This window comes from Nocardia sp. NPDC004068 (genome assembly GCF_042874315.1).
Taxonomy (GTDB): Bacteria; Actinomycetota; Actinomycetes; order Mycobacteriales; family Mycobacteriaceae; genus Nocardia.
The window spans coordinates 524,764-539,069 of record NZ_JBIAMW010000004.1 but is presented as its reverse complement, the minus strand read 5'-3'; the positions used below and the strand labels follow the sequence as shown (position 1 = coordinate 539,069).

Genomic DNA, 14,306 nt, shown 5'->3' with positions numbered 1-14,306 from the left:
GGCGGCGAGCGTTGCCCTACCCACTTCACGTAAGGATTTCCCTTGCGTATCGGCCTCGGCCTCCCCATTGCCGACCCCACCATTCTCCCCGAATGGGCGCGTCGCGCCGACGCGGGCCCCTTCAGCACGCTCGGGCTGCTCGACCGGCTGGTCTACGACAATCCCGAACCGCTGATCACCCTCGCCGCGCTGGCGGGGATCACGACCCGGGTGAACCTCCAGACCGAGGTCCTGCTGGCTCCGCTGCGCGACACCGCTCTGCTCGCCAAGCAGGCCGCCACGCTGCATCGGCTCTCCGGCGGCCGTCTGATCCTCGGAGTGGGGGTCGGCGGTCGGGCCGATGACCACGAGGCGTCGGGGACCGAACTGCGGACGCGGGGGCGGCGGTTGGACGAGCAACTCGGCTTGATGCGAAAGCTGTGGGCCGGTGCGCCGTACAGCGACACGTGCGGACCGATCGGCCCGTCGCCCGGCGAGCGCCGCTCGACGATCGCGCCGTACGGCGGCACCTCGTCACCCCGGCACACCCCCGACCTAGGCCCCGAACTCTTGTTCGGCGGCTTCCAACCCGCCGCGCTCGAACGCGTGGGGCGATGGGGTGGTGGATTCCTCTGTGCCGCACCGCCTTCCTGGGCCGAAGGGCTCATCGAGACGGCGCGGCGTTCCTGGCGCGAGCACGGGCGGCCCGGCGCACCGCGCGTCGTCGCCCAGATGAATGCTGCCATCGGTCCCGATTCGGTTGTGGCCCAAGCGGCTTCGGCCATGCGCGCCTATTACGAGTTCAGCGGGCGAGCCGATTCCATGGTCGACGCGATGATCACCTCGGCCGCCGGAATACGCTCGGCCATCGCCCAATTCGCCGATCTCGGGGCCGATGAACTGATCCTCTACTGCTACGGTACGGATCCCGGTCAGGTCGATCGGATCGCGGATATCGTCGGCTGACCGTCAGGCGTGGTGCGGCGCGTCGCCGACCACCCGGGCACCGGGCACCGGGCCCGAGGCCGTGCGGACGCTGCGGCACACGCCCGCGCCGGACAGTTCGGCCGAGACGGCGACGGCGGTGGATTCGTCGGCGCACAGGAAGGCACAGGTGGGGCCCGAGCCGGACACGATTCCGGCGAGGGCGCCCGCCTCCACCCCCGCGCGCAGGGTGCGGCGGAGCTCCGGTTTCAGCGACAACGCCGCCGCTTGGAGGTCGTTGCCGAGCAGGGGGGCCAGCTGGTGCGGATCACCAGAGGCGAGGGCTTGGAGCAGTTCCTGGGGTTCGCCGAGGCGCGGCGGGTTGCCCTGTTCGCGGAGCCGGTCCAGCTCGCGGAAGACCGCGGGAGTGGACAGGCCCCCCTTGGCGAGGGCCAGCACCCAGTGAAAAGCCTTGCGGGACAACACCGGAAGCAATTTCTCCCCGCGACCACGACCCAGCGCGGTACCGCCGTAGAGAGCGAAGGGCACGTCACTGCCCAATTCCGCGCCGATGACCGCCAGCTCGTCCCGGCTCAACCCCAGATCCCACAGCTCGTTCAGACCGACCAGCGCCGCGGCCGCGTCGGCGCTCCCCCCGGCCATCCCGCCCGCGACCGGAATGCCCTTGCGGATCGCGAACTCCACCAGCGGCGCCCGGCCGCCCAGATGCGCCAGCCGCACCGCGGCCTGCCACACCAGATTGGTCCGGTCGGTCGGCACCTCGGCGGCGCCCTCGCCGACGACGCGCACCGCGAGCGAGGCCGCCGGGGAGATCTCCAGGTCGTCGCCGAGCGAGAGGGCCTGGAAAACCGTGGTCAGCTCGTGATATCCGTCCGCGCGCACCTCACCCACCCCCAGGTGCAGATTCACCTTGGACGGGGCCCGCACGACCACGGGACTGGGCACAACTGAGAGCACGAGCCCCAAGCGTAATGCGGACCCCGCCCCCGTGCGGCGGCCACTTGCCTCAACTACCCCCCGGGGGTATCTTCATCGGTAGCGGTGAGATACCCCCTCACCGTATCGAAACCGAGAACGAGGAGATGCTCATGGCCACCAGCACCTACACCGTCACCGGCATGACCTGCGGACACTGCGTGGCATCGGTGCAGAAGGAGATCGGTAGGATCGACGGCGTCACCGCGGTCGAGGTCGATCTGGCCACCGGCGCGGTCCGGGTCGAATCCGCCACGCCGATCTCCGACGACGCGGTCGCCGCCGCCGTCGACGAGGCGGGCTACGAGGTGGCGAATTCATGACCGACAGACTCCGGTTCGCCGCGTTCGGCGGCGGGCTGGTCGTGCTGTTCGCGGCCGCGCTCGGTCTCGGCGCCCTGGTGGGCGACCGGACCGGGGCGGCCCCCGGGCACGACGATTCTCATTCGACGCAGGCAGGCGAGGCGATGAACACCGGATTGCGCACCACCGAGGCGGGCTACACCCTCGACGAACTCTCGGCCCCCACCGAGACGAATCGCCCGGGGACGCTGAGTTTCCGGATCACCGGGCCCGACGCCGCGCCGGTCACCGCGTTCACCACGCTGCACGAGAAGCAACTGCACCTCATCGTGGTGCGCTCCGACACGGCCGAATACCGCCACGTGCATCCGCGGCTCGCCGCCGACGGCACCTGGTCGCTGGACTGGAAGTGGGCCGAACCCGGCGCCTACCGCGTCTTCGCCGACTTCTCCCCCGCCGCCGGACCGGGCGAGCTGGTGCTCAGCCGCACCCTGACCGTCGCCGGAACGAGCACGCCGCGGCCGCTGCCCGCGCCCTCGAACACCGCCCAGGTGGATGGTTACCGCGTCACCCTGAACGGCGAATTGTCCACGGCCGGAAGCGAATTGACATTCACCGTCACCCGCGACGGCACACCGGTGACCGATCTCGAGCCCTATCTGGGCGCGTACGCGCACCTGGTCGCCCTGCGCGGCAGTGATCTGGCGTACCTGCACGTACATCCCGAGGGCGAGATCGGCGCGACCCCCGCGGGCCCGCGGGTCGCCTTCCACGCCCAGGCTCCCAGCGCCGGGACCTACCGGCTGTACCTGGACTTCTCGCACGGCGGCGCGGTGCACACCGCGGAGTTCGCCGTCGAAAGCTCCGGCGGCGCAGCGACTTCCGGCGGTCACGACCATCACGAAGGAGGTCATCAGTGAGCGCGCCCACGAACGAACGCTCGGTCGAACTCGATATCGGCGGGATGACCTGCGCCTCGTGCGCGGCCCGAATCGAGAAGAAGCTCAACCGGATCGACGGCGTCACCGCGACGGTCAACTACGCGACGGAGAAGGCGCGGGTCGACTTCCCGGCGACGGTCACGCCCGCGGATCTCATCGAGAAGGTCGTCGACGCCGGGTACACGGCGCACCTGCACGAGGACGCGCCCGCGCCGACGACCGCCGCGTCCCCGGCGCAGCTGCTGCGGCAACGGTTGCTGATCAGCCTCGCGCTGGCGGTGCCGGTGATCGTGCTGGCGATGGTTCCGGCGCTGCAATTCCGCAACTGGCAATGGCTTTCGCTCACCCTCGCCACGCCGGTGGTCTTCTGGGGCGGCGCGGCGTTCCATCGGGCGGCGTGGGTGAACGCGCGGCACGCGACGGCCACCATGGACACGCTGATCTCGCTGGGCACGCTGGCGGCCTACGCCTGGTCGGTGTACGCGCTGTTCTTCGGTGACGCCGGAATGCCGGGGATGACACACGGTTTCAGCTTCGCGGTCGAGCGGGGCGGGGCCGCGTCGGACATCTACCTCGAGGTCGCGGCCGGGGTGATCGTGTTCATCCTCGCGGGCCGGTACTTCGAGACCCGCGCCAAGGAGCGGGCCGGTTCCGCGCTGCGCGCGCTGCTCGAGTTGGGCGCCAAGGACGTCGCGGTGCTGCGGGACGGGGGCGAGGTGCGGGTGCCGGTCGACAGCCTGCGGGTCGGCGAGCGGTTCCTGGTGCGACCCGGGGAGAAGGTTGCCACCGACGGCGTTGTCCTGGAGGGCAATTCGGCGATCGATATGAGCATGCTCACCGGCGAGTCCGTGCCGGTGGAGGTCGGTCCCGGCGATGAGGTCGTGGGCGCGACGTTCAACGCCGGTGGGGTGCTGACGGTCCGCGCCACCCGGATCGGCTCGGACACCCAGCTGGCGCAGATGGCGAAGCTGGTGGAGCAGGCGCAGAACGGCAAGGCCCAGGTGCAGCGGCTGGCCGACCGGGTGGCCGGGGTGTTCGTGCCGATCGTGATCGCGATTTCCGTTGCGACGCTGGGGTTCTGGCTGGGGACCGGAATCTCGGTGGCGGCGGCGTTCGGCGCGGCGGTGGCGGTGTTGATCATCGCCTGCCCGTGTGCGCTCGGATTGGCCACGCCGACAGCGCTTCTGGTGGGGACCGGGCGTGGGGCGCAGCTGGGGATTCTGATCAAGGGGCCGCAGGTGTTGGAGTCGACGCGGCGGATCGATACCGTGGTGTTGGACAAGACCGGGACGGTGACGACCGGGAAAATGAGTCTGGCGCAGGTGGTTCCGGATTCGGGTGTGGATGCCGGGGAGCTGCTCGCGGTCGCGGCGGCGGTGGAGCACGGGTCGGAGCATCCGGTGGCTCGGGCCGTGGTTGCGGGCGCTCGCGAGCGGGGAATTACGCCGGAGCCGGTGCAGCAGTTCGTGTCTCACGGCGGTAAAGGTGTGCAGGGTCTCGTGCGTGAGCGGGCCGTGGTCATCGGTCGCACCGAGCTGCTGGAGGATTGGGCGATCACGATCCCGGACGCCTTGGCGCAAGCCAAGTCCGAGGCCGAGGCCGCCGGTAAGACCGCCATCGTGGTCGCCTGGGACGGTGCGGCTCGTGGCGTGCTGGTGATCGCCGACGCGGTGAAGCCCACCAGCGCCGAGGCCATCGCCGACATGCGGGCTCTGGGCCTGACTCCGGTGCTGTTGACCGGGGACAACAAGGCCGCCGCGCGGACCGTCGCCGCCCAGGTCGGGATCGACGAGGTGATCGCCGAGGTCCTGCCCAGCGACAAGCTCGACGAGGTCAAACGCTTGCAGGACCAAGGCCGAGTGGTCGCCATGGTCGGCGACGGCGTCAACGACGCTGCGGCCTTGGCTCAGGCGGACCTCGGCCTCGCCATGGGCACCGGCACCGACGTCGCCATCGAGGCCGGAGACATCACCCTGGTCCGCGGCGACCTCCGCACGGTAGCCACGGCAATCCGCTTGTCCCGAGCCACCCTCCGCACCATCAAGGGCAACCTCTTCTGGGCCTTCGGCTACAACGTGGCCGCGATCCCCCTGGCGGCCCTGGGCCTGCTCAACCCAATGCTCGCCGGCGCGGCCATGGCGCTGTCCAGCGTCTTCGTGGTGAGCAACAGCCTCCGCCTCAGGGCCTTCCACTGACCCCAGGCCCACCAACCCAGCCGCACCCTTTATTCGGATCCGCACCCCCTGCAAGGTGTGCGAGGCCCGATAAGGGGTGCGGCTGGGTTGCCGTACTGCTGTGGTTCACGACCGGGTGATCAGTTTCCTGGAGTCGTCCTCGTCCAGTGCGACTCGGTGCAGCTCGGTGGTCACCGCTTTGTAGCGGTCGACCTCTTCGGACCGCTCGAGGTAGAGGTCTCCCACGTATTCCTCCAGGTAGACGACCGGCAACTCGGTGAGCTTCGACTGCGGCAACATCGGAAACTCCATGAGCGAGAACGGATTCACCAGTGCTCCGATGTGGTTGCGGCAGTTGAACGGAACGATACGCACCGAGACATTGGGCCTCCGTCCGAGTTCGGCCAGATGTCGGCGCTGCTCGGCCATGACACCGGGACCACCCAACTCCTCGCGAATCGCCGCCTCGGACAAAAAGATTCGCGCGGTGAAGGAGTCGTCGTCGAGACGTCGTCGTTGTCTCATCGCATCATCAACACGAAGCTCGACCTGGTCGCTCGGCAAATTCGGCGACTCCGTCCAGACGACAGCGCGGCAGTAGTCGACCGTGCGAACGATATTGGGCAGGAGCATGGTCCCCCACGCCGTCAGCCGAACGGCGGTGTCCTCCAAGACCGCACGCGGATCGAACGCGTCCGGCTCCCGATCGGCATCCGCGCGCCACCAGCCGCCACCGTTCCGCTTGATGGTTCTAACCTCCTTCGCGAGATGCAGGATCATCCTCCGCTTCTCGTCGGTCACTTTGTACTTGTCACACAGCGCGTTCATATACAGATCGGTCGCCCGCGCCGCGACCCCCTCTTCCAACCGCCCCATCGTCTGTGTCGAGACGCCCAAAACGCCCGCCGCCTGCCCCTGACTGAAACCCGCCTTCTTTCGCAACACATGCAATTGTCGGCCGAGCGCTCGCCGCGCGAGCGTGGAACCTACTGCACCCATCGAGAATTCACCCCTTCCTTCAAGTAGCTGTTCGCATTCGAATTGGCCTCTCACCGATCATCGTCACCTGCCGCGCAGGCAGCGAACCTCCACGGAACTCGGCGGAGGCTGACAGAAGTGTGCCCAGAAGTCGTGCCGCACCGCATCCCACAGGGCCTCGAATCGCGGCCATCGCTCCCGTGCCGCGGCAAGATCCGGTCGAGTGCCGGGATCGAAGGACAACAGCATCGCACCGCTGTCGATATCGCGGACGGAGACAATCGTGACCTGGTGTTGCTCGAGGTCCCAGCTTGCCTCCCATTCGTTCGCTGTGGAGTGGTGGGATGCGCCGCGTTGCGCCCCGGATGATTGACAGATCCTGTTCATAGGGGTCCTCCGATAGCCTTCGAACCGTTCGGATTTCGCGACACATGGGTGGACGTGCCGTATCAAAACCCTGATGACAGGCGGGCTCTCATACGGTATGTCCGAATAAACGCTGAGATGTGCAGCATCGCGCGGTCATTTCAAGCATCTCTCGACAGGCGTTCGACAGTGAATGCTCTTGCCCGTCATAGCAGTTGACGGCTAACGTCAATACCATGGTGGCCGCGAACGCCGACCGACGGCGAGAAATCGATCGGATTGTTGCCGACGAGCGCGCCGAAGGTGTACGCGCGGGCCTACATCCGTTCGAAGTCGCCGCCCGGATCGTCGATCGAGTGCCCGAGATGACGGCGCTCGAAGCGCAGCGACTGGCACGGGGTTGGTCGCGTCGACAGCTGTCGAAGTTGATCGACGAACTGTACGAGGCGGATTCATTAGCCCCCGTGGGTCTCGCCGATGAAACGATCTGCCGATGGGAGCACGGCGACCGGACGCCGTCGCCGGAACGTATCGACTATCTGTGCCGGGTCTACCGCACGAGACCCGACCGACTCGGCTTCGGAGTCGACCATTCCGCTTCGACGCCCGGCACCGCCCTTCCCGGCCTGATCGCGTTCTTTCCCTACACATCCCGCGAATCCGATCACGACCTCAGGAGTCGAATCGTCGATGCCGAGCGCGAAATCACCGTCTTCGGACTCACTCGCAATGCCTACGCCCGGGACGGCACTCTCGATCTTCTGGGGCAAGCCGCGAGTCGCGGCGTAGCGATAACCATCTACGTGATGGACCCATGGTGCGAATCCCGTCGCGATCGGTACCGAGTCGAGCCCGCCGAAGCGGCCATGGAAAATCCCGAACGATACATCCGCGAGGGATTGATCCCATTGCGGGAAGCCGCCTCGGCACACCCCAACTGGTCCATCTGGACGTTCGATTTCCCGATCTCTTTCGCGGTCGAGAAGATCGACAACGCCATCCGCATCGCGGCGTACGCACCCGGGCGCCGAGGTACCGAATCACCGATATTCGTCTACGACAACGACTTTCCCGCCTACGACTACTTCGCCGGTCAGCTGGACTGGTTGCGAGCACGGGCGGAAAATCCCCATCGGGAGCCCTGGCGTTCGAAAAATATCCATGTCCGCCCTCTGACTTTACCCGCCGATTCAGAATGAGGAAGAACCGGCGGGTTAAGTCACTCAGCCGGCTGTTCGGATCGGGTTTTCAACGCTTTCCGGATCAAGGCGCGGGCGGCTTCCCCGGTTACGGATTGGGCAGCGAGCTTATCGAAGGTTCGATGATAGATCTTGATCTCCCGTGGTTGCGTAATCGTCAATTCTGCCGTCACCGCTTCCACAAAGACCACTTTGGTATCGAACATGACGAACGCTGTTGTCGTCATCTCGAACGGCGCCGAGGCAGGAACGATGCCGAGTGTCACGCGAGGCATACCTTGTGCGGCAAGTAGCCGGTCCATTTGGCCGACCATTGTCTGGTCATCGCCAACGGTGGTGTACAACGCTTGTTCTGCAATGATGAAGTGAAACAGGTGGTTTCGCTGATATAAGACGCGTTGCCGCTCGATCCGGGCCGATACCCCTTCGTCCAAGTCGTTAGGCACCTGCTGAAAATCGATGACTTTTCGGAGGATTCCAGCCGCGTATTCCGCTGTCTGCAAGAGTCCGGGAACAACGACGGGTTCGTATCCGCGTAGTATCCGCGCTTCGGCTTCCGCTTTGATGAACGCGCTTTGTCTCCGCTTGGTGCCGGTGCCCAGCACCTTCTGCCACTCCAAATTGGCAGTGTCGATATTTCGGCGGGTGGCTGTTAGGTCCGCTAGCTGGTCCGGCGCGTTACAGTCGCGGCAGTAGGCGGCAATTTCGTCCAGCGACGGAAGTATTTTGCCGTACTCGATCTTCGATACCTTGCTCGGATGCCACTGGTTCAGCCGCGCCAATGCGGCACCCGACAGGCCAGCGGTAAAGCGAATCTCTCGGAGCCTAGCCCCGAGAGATTCGCGTTGCTGGTCGAGAGGGTCTGTCACCGAACGATGTACTCGCGGTAAGGGGTGGCAAGCGACCACAACTGTTGTTTGATCTGTCGGCAGTGTTCGACAATCCCGGTATCCGTGGTCAGCGCCGCGCCGTCTGCGGCACGTCCGTTCTCGTCTACGAGGTTGAACACCACCCGGTTGTCGTCCAACAGCCAAAAATCATCTGCTGGCACGTCTCCGGCGTCGTGCCGTGGCAAGTACCGGATGTCTTCTCCAGCACCTGCGTTCAATCCGGTTACCGCCAGAGAGAATCGGGTGTAGTCCGTGTGCGGGACAGTGACGACACGTACCCGCGTGACTGCTACGCCCCGAGCGGTGGTGTCTTTCACCAGTTGTAGCCACGGCTCGAACCACACGTAATCGTCCGGTTCTCCGTCGAGAAACTTACGGAAAGGCTCGGACTCGTCGGGCACCGCGTAAGCATCTCTGACTTCGAGGTGAAATGCCTCTCGGCGGCACTCCTCGAACAGATCAGGCCACGGATTGCCGCGCAGCAGTTCCATAGAACTCCCTCGTGAACTTCGGTACGGCGATAACTGTTTCATCGTCCGCTATGTCGAGCTGTGCGAGCGTCTCGGTGTCCGTGACCGGCCTGCCGGTCAGCAGAAACGTGCCACGGCCGGTATCCGTGAGGAGGGCGCCAATGAAGGTGTCCGGTTCGAGGAATCCGAGCAACTTGTGGGGAAGCTCGACAGTGCCGGGGGTTTCGGTCTTCCATGCCTGAACCAGGTACTCGACACTGTGGGACAGCAGGCTTGGACAGTTTCCGCCGGTGCTTCCGCACCTGCCGAGAAACGCGGCTTTCATCGCAGTTACCTCCGTTGAATCGTGTACCGAAGTCGTACCAGCACTTCTGATTGTGGCTCGGCAGTCACAGCTGTGCACGGAAAATCATGTGCTGCTGCACGGTTGTGCACGATCGTGGACCAGCCTGGCTTCCGCTTCGTAGCTTGAGATTCGACGCACGATCGAGTAGGGATCGAGATGGACAGTCTGAGGCGAACGAGGCTTTTGGAGTTCGACGGCGGCGTACTCGAGATCTACGACTACGGCGACGAGGACCACGTCACAGGGGTCTGGTTGGAGTTGTACGGCCGCAGGGGCATGTCCACGTTTCCCGCGCTCGAACCCGTCGAAGAGGACTACGACAACGAGGTGACCGGGGAGGCGTCGTGACGCCGTTCGATTGGCACATCGGCCTGGTCATCGCGATCGGCATCCCATTGGTGGTGTTCCTGGCCGTGGCGCTCTGGCCACAACGCATCCCGAAACATAAGCCCTCGCAAAAGATTAGGGAACAGGTCCAGCAGGAGACCGAGGAATAGCGACTACAGTGCGGAAGATCGAGAGGCCAGCTCGACGTACTCACCCGTCGTCAATGTCTCCCCCCGGGCAGCCGGATCGATCCCCGCCGCCCGAAGCCGCGATTCGGCTTCGGCCGCGCTACCCGCCCACGAACCGAGGGCCGCTCGAAGAGTCTTGCGGCGCTGGGCGAATGCGGCGTCTATGACGCTGAAGACCCGCTGGCGATGCGCGGCGTCCTGGGGCCACGGCGGAGTCGGGTAGCGATCGATGCGGACCAAGCCCGATTCGACCTGGGGAACTGGCCAGAAGACCTGGCGGCCAACCGATCCGGCGCGGCGGACGGTGCCGAAATAGCCCGCCTTCACGCTGGGCACACCATACACCCGCGAACCCGGTTCGGCGGCAAGACGTTCCGCCACCTCCGCTTGCACCATCACCAGAGCCGTTCTGATGGAAGGGATTTCGGCCAGCAGATGCAGAAGAACCGGAACCGCCACGTTGTAGGGCAGATTGGCCACCAACGCGGTGGGAGTACCGGGAAGGTCGGTGGCGGACACTCGAAGGGCGTCAGCCTCGACGACGTCCAGGCGGTCGGTGAGGTCGGGCGCACGATCGGCGACTGTCCGAGGCAGGTGGGAAGCCAATACCGGATCGATCTCCACCGCGATGACCCGATCCACGACGTCCAGCAGCGCCAGTGTCAGCGAGCCGAGGCCCGGCCCCACCTCGAGCACCACATCCTCACGCCCCACCCCGGCCGCCGCGACAATGCGCCGCACCGTGTTGGCGTCGTGCACGAAGTTCTGCCCGAGCTGCTTGGTCGGTCGCACGCCGAATCGCTCCGCCAGCGCCCTGACCTCGGCGGGACCGAGTAGAGCGGCCTGGCCACGGGCGGCGGCGACGGGTTCGGACACGTCGACAAACTATCAAGCGGGGTTCAGGAGGCCCGCGCCCGATCGAGGAAGTCGTCCAGTGCCGCTCGCATCTCCCCGTTCAACTGCATGTGCCGACCCGCGCCCCACACCACTCGCTGATCCGCCCCGCCCGCCGCCAGCCGCGCCACCAACGCGGCGTGCAACGGGGACGGCGCGGTCGTGTCGAAAGCGTTGAGCAACAACAGGATAGGGCGGTCGTAACCGCTCGTAGGTACGCCCAGGTAGTCGGCGATCACCGCCCGGAAGTGCTCGTCTCCCAGCGGCTCGGCCAGCAGATCGCTGATCCCGACACCGGCCACCATGTCCGCGATCTCGTCCAGGCACCGTTTGTCGGCGGCATCGAGAATCCGACGGCCGCGCGGCGTGAGGTAACCCTCGATATCGATATCCGGCCGCGCGACCCGCAACCCGGCGAACACGCTCACCACGAACGCCGTCAGCGCGTCCCCATAGACACTGGGCAGATCCGGCCCCCACGGCCCGGCCATCGGCAACAACGTCTCGATATCCGACCCCGGGTCGATCACCACGCTGCCGCGAAAATCCAAGTCCGGAGCCAGTTTTCGCGCCGAACGCGCCGTCCCCAACGCCGCCTGCCCGCCCTGCGACCCACCCAGCACCACCCACCGCCGCCCCAACTCCGGATGCGCCGCCCGGGCCGCGTCGACCATGTCCACGGTCGCGCTCGCCTCGGTCTTCAACTCCAGATACGGATGCGTCCCGGTGTCGAACCGGCCCAAGCCCAGGTAGTCGGGGGCCACGACGGCGAAGCCCTTGGTCAGGAATCCGCGCAGGAAGACGTCCTCCCGCACCCGCTGCTCCACCCACGGCCCGCGCTCCGGCTCGGACTGTCCGCCGCAGCCGGGACCGAGCCCCAGCGAACCGTGATCGAAGGCGAGGATGGGCCACCCACCCTCGGGTACGGGACCGGACGGAATCAGTACCGCGCCCGTAGCGGGGAGCACCGAACCGTCCGAGCCGGTCGTCCAGTACTCGAGCGCCGATCCGGTGCCGGGCATATCGCGCCACCCGGGAGGCCGCGCGACGACCGCGATCGGGGTACCGGGCGCCGGGCCCGCGCTCGTCGCCGGGGTCGCGCCCGCGAGCACCGTCACCCCGGCCGCCAATGCCGCCGCCACCCGCCCGGGAACCCCGAAAAACCGCATCCAGCACCACTTTCCATGAGGACGGGCAGACCAGACCGATCGGAATGAGAGTACACATTGACGCCAACTGATACACGTTCTAGTTTCGGTGTGTCGCCAGAAGGTCCCGCAGAGAGTTAGGACGAGCGCAATGCAGCGTAGATTCGACGGACGACGGGTGCTCGTCACCGGCGCGGGTTCGGGCATCGGCCGGGCGGTCGTCCACCGGTTGCTCGACGAGGGCGCGACGCTGGTCGGCGTGGACGTGTCCGAGGCGGGACTGAAGGAAACCGTCGAGAACGCCGCCGCGGACTCCCGCTCCCGCCTGCACACCGTGGTGCTGGACGTGTCCGATCCCGAATCGGTCCGCTCGGGCAGCACCGCGGCCGTCGAATTCCTCGGTGGGCTGGACGTTTTGGTGAACGCCGCCGGAATCCATCGCTCCGCGCACACCCACGAGATGTCGCTGGAGTCGTGGAATCAGATCATCGGGGTCAATCTCACCGGCACATTCCTCATGGTCCAGGCCACGATCCCGCATCTGCTCGCGTCGAGCCACCCGGTGATCGTGAACTTCTCCTCGACCGCCGCGCACGGCGCGCATCCGTACATGGCCGCCTACGCCGCGTCCAAGGGCGGCGTGAACGCCATGACCAAGGCCATCGCCCTCGAGTACTCCAAGCAGGGCCTGCGGGCGGTGAACATCGTCCCCGGCGGCATCGCGACCGGCCTCACCCAGAGCTTCTCCGCCCCCGACGACGCCGACTGGAACCTGCTGTCCCGCCTCACCGGCTGGCTGAACAACGGCGCGTTCGGCGAGCCAGAGGACGTGGCCGCCGCGGTCGCCATGGTCGCCTCCGACGACGGCCGCTACATCACGGGTTCGGAGATCCGGGTCGACGGCGGGGCCTTGATGTAGGGCTCACCCGATCCCCAGTCGACTCGTGCACGCGGGCCAGGCACCCCAGCCCTGCCGCGCCCGCGTCACCTCGGCGATGGCGATCTGCTCCTCGCGGGTCGCCATATCGGCGCGCGGCGCGTAGCGCAGACCGCCCTGCCGTTCCCAGGTGCTCTGGTCGAACTGGATGCCGCCGTAATACCCGTTGCCCGTGTTGATCGCCCAGTTGCCATTGGATTCGCACCGGGCCAGGGCGTCCCAGATCGCGCCGTCGCGCACGGGCGGGACCTCGGTGCCGGGCTTGGCGCCCTTGCGGACCGTCTTGGGTTCGGCGGGGACGATGATCTTGCTGGCGATCGGATCCTTGTCCGCGTCCTGGCCGTTCACGATGGAGACGGCGAACGTCACGTCCTGCACGCCCGCCTTGCCCGGATTCTCGACCACCGTGCGGCTCATGTTCATGGTCGGATCCTCGATGACGTTCTCCGGCGGATCCAGCGGCACGCGCTCGACGCGGTTCTCCACCCGTTTGCGGGTGACGGTGATCTTCATGCCGATGGTCAGCTTGGTGTCCGGCGCGGGATCGACCGAATCCTGGTTCACCAGTGCGGCATTGCGGCCCTGCAACAACTCGCCCACGGTCGGCGCGGCGATGCGCACGATCTCCGCGGGCTGCGCGCCATCGGTCAGCAACACCGTGCGCGGGCTCGTGATGGCCAGCGCCGCGCCCTCGAGCGGCAGCGGCGTCGGGCGCGGCGGGGAGACGAAAACGTCTGTGGGGATCTGCAATTGGGTCAGCGCCTCGGCGACCGTGTAGCCGGTGGTCCACAGCTCGTGCACCTTGCCGTCGAAGGTGACCGACACCGGCCGGGCGCGGTTCAGCGTGATCGTGCCGCCGTCGACCACCGCGGCGTCCGCGCCGGGCGAGAGCGCGTCCTTGGCCTTCAGCACGAAGCCCGCCGCCTTGACCACCCCGCCCACCTTGAGCGACATCGTGGTCAGCGTCCGCTGTTCCCCGTCGACGACCAGCGTGACGGTCTTGCGGTGCAGGATCGCCATCGACGCGCCGAGGATCAGCGTGATCAGCAAGGCGGCGATCGCCGCGTACAGCAGCGGCGAGCGCGAGGAGTTGATCCGCTGGAGAGCGGACATCCGAGGCTCCGGCATGGTCACAATACGATAACGACGGGGTCAGGGCCTGACAACCACGAGTCGTGGAACAGGCGTTTTCCACATCACGGCCGGATGACGCGGCCGTGGCCAGATTACGACGCCGTTATGGTAGT

16 protein-coding genes are annotated in these 14,306 nt (G+C 66.6%); 8 read left to right on the top strand and 8 right to left on the bottom strand.

What is annotated here, in order from left to right:
- Positions 1–42: 42 nt before the first annotated feature.
- The gene (locus tag ACFYTQ_RS13120; protein ID WP_387360084.1) at positions 43–945 is read left to right on the top strand and encodes an LLM class flavin-dependent oxidoreductase; all 903 of its coding nucleotides are present in this window, start codon (positions 43–45) and stop codon (positions 943–945) included.
- 3 nt (positions 946–948) lie between these two features.
- Here the strand turns inward: ACFYTQ_RS13120 and ACFYTQ_RS13115 are convergent, their stop codons facing one another.
- Complete coding sequence (locus ACFYTQ_RS13115; protein WP_387360082.1) at positions 949–1,881, bottom strand: 4-(cytidine 5'-diphospho)-2-C-methyl-D-erythritol kinase; 933 nt, start codon at positions 1,879–1,881, stop codon at positions 949–951.
- Positions 1,882–2,012: 131 nt separating this feature from the next.
- Between ACFYTQ_RS13115 and ACFYTQ_RS13110 the strand changes: the two genes are divergently transcribed.
- Genes ACFYTQ_RS13110 through ACFYTQ_RS13100 form a run of 3 tightly spaced genes read left to right on the top strand, consistent with a single transcriptional unit; the run spans position 2,013 to position 5,337 of the window.
- Positions 2,013–2,222, top strand: a complete 210-nt coding sequence (locus ACFYTQ_RS13110; protein ID WP_387360080.1) for a heavy-metal-associated domain-containing protein — start codon at positions 2,013–2,015, stop codon at positions 2,220–2,222.
- On the top strand, positions 2,219–3,121 hold the full coding sequence (locus ACFYTQ_RS13105) for a hypothetical protein (RefSeq protein ID WP_387360078.1): 903 nt from the start codon (positions 2,219–2,221) through the stop codon (positions 3,119–3,121). The genes ACFYTQ_RS13110 and ACFYTQ_RS13105 overlap by 4 nt, the downstream gene beginning before the upstream one ends.
- Positions 3,118–5,337: a heavy metal translocating P-type ATPase gene (locus ACFYTQ_RS13100; RefSeq protein WP_387360076.1), complete on the top strand. Its 2,220-nt coding sequence runs from the start codon at positions 3,118–3,120 to the stop codon at positions 5,335–5,337. Before ACFYTQ_RS13105 ends, ACFYTQ_RS13100 begins: the two co-directional genes overlap by 4 nt.
- Positions 5,338–5,442: 105 nt before the next feature.
- On the opposite strand, the gene ACFYTQ_RS13095 is transcribed toward ACFYTQ_RS13100, so the two are convergent.
- Complete coding sequence (locus ACFYTQ_RS13095) at positions 5,443–6,315, bottom strand: helix-turn-helix domain-containing protein (protein ID WP_387360074.1); 873 nt, start codon at positions 6,313–6,315, stop codon at positions 5,443–5,445.
- Positions 6,316–6,896: 581 nt separating this feature from the next.
- Between ACFYTQ_RS13095 and ACFYTQ_RS13090 the strand changes: the two genes are divergently transcribed.
- Positions 6,897–7,859 (top strand): hypothetical protein, encoded by a 963-nt coding sequence (locus ACFYTQ_RS13090; protein ID WP_387360072.1) that lies wholly within the window; start codon positions 6,897–6,899, stop codon positions 7,857–7,859.
- Between the two features lie 20 nt (positions 7,860–7,879).
- Here the strand turns inward: ACFYTQ_RS13090 and ACFYTQ_RS13085 are convergent, their stop codons facing one another.
- From ACFYTQ_RS13085 to ACFYTQ_RS13075, 3 genes are read right to left on the bottom strand one after another with little or no spacing between them, the layout of a single operon-like run.
- Positions 7,880–8,728: a helix-turn-helix domain-containing protein gene (locus ACFYTQ_RS13085; protein WP_387360070.1), complete on the bottom strand. Its 849-nt coding sequence runs from the start codon at positions 8,726–8,728 to the stop codon at positions 7,880–7,882.
- Positions 8,725–9,240, bottom strand: coding sequence for a DUF6879 family protein (locus ACFYTQ_RS13080; RefSeq protein ID WP_387360068.1), 516 nt, complete (start codon positions 9,238–9,240; stop codon positions 8,725–8,727). Before ACFYTQ_RS13080 ends, ACFYTQ_RS13085 begins: the two co-directional genes overlap by 4 nt.
- Positions 9,209–9,544, bottom strand: a complete 336-nt coding sequence (locus ACFYTQ_RS13075; RefSeq protein WP_387360066.1) for a hypothetical protein — start codon at positions 9,542–9,544, stop codon at positions 9,209–9,211. Before ACFYTQ_RS13075 ends, ACFYTQ_RS13080 begins: the two co-directional genes overlap by 32 nt.
- Positions 9,545–9,721: 177 nt before the next feature.
- Here ACFYTQ_RS13075 and ACFYTQ_RS13070 point away from each other — a divergent pair, with 177 nt between their 5' ends.
- Both ACFYTQ_RS13070 and ACFYTQ_RS13065 read left to right on the top strand, forming a co-directional pair.
- Positions 9,722–9,913: a hypothetical protein gene (locus ACFYTQ_RS13070; protein ID WP_387360064.1), complete on the top strand. Its 192-nt coding sequence runs from the start codon at positions 9,722–9,724 to the stop codon at positions 9,911–9,913.
- On the top strand, positions 9,910–10,062 hold the full coding sequence (locus ACFYTQ_RS13065) for a hypothetical protein (RefSeq protein ID WP_387360062.1): 153 nt from the start codon (positions 9,910–9,912) through the stop codon (positions 10,060–10,062). Before ACFYTQ_RS13070 ends, ACFYTQ_RS13065 begins: the two co-directional genes overlap by 4 nt.
- A gap of 3 nt (positions 10,063–10,065) precedes the next feature.
- On the opposite strand, the gene rsmA is transcribed toward ACFYTQ_RS13065, so the two are convergent.
- Positions 10,066–10,956: a 16S rRNA (adenine(1518)-N(6)/adenine(1519)-N(6))-dimethyltransferase RsmA gene (gene rsmA / locus ACFYTQ_RS13060; RefSeq protein WP_387360060.1), complete on the bottom strand. Its 891-nt coding sequence runs from the start codon at positions 10,954–10,956 to the stop codon at positions 10,066–10,068.
- Between the two features lie 23 nt (positions 10,957–10,979).
- A complete protein-coding gene (locus ACFYTQ_RS13055) occupies positions 10,980–12,143 on the bottom strand; it encodes a lipase family protein (RefSeq protein ID WP_387360058.1) in 1,164 nt (387 codons plus the stop codon).
- 130 nt (positions 12,144–12,273) lie between these two features.
- On the opposite strand from ACFYTQ_RS13055, the gene ACFYTQ_RS13050 reads away from it, so the two are divergent.
- The gene (locus tag ACFYTQ_RS13050; RefSeq protein ID WP_387360056.1) at positions 12,274–13,041 is read left to right on the top strand and encodes an SDR family NAD(P)-dependent oxidoreductase; all 768 of its coding nucleotides are present in this window, start codon (positions 12,274–12,276) and stop codon (positions 13,039–13,041) included.
- 3 nt (positions 13,042–13,044) lie between these two features.
- On the opposite strand, the gene ACFYTQ_RS13045 is transcribed toward ACFYTQ_RS13050, so the two are convergent.
- Entirely contained in the window at positions 13,045–14,172 is a 1,128-nt protein-coding gene (locus tag ACFYTQ_RS13045) for a transglycosylase family protein (protein WP_387360053.1), read from the bottom strand.
- Positions 14,173–14,306: the final 134 nt, after the last annotated feature.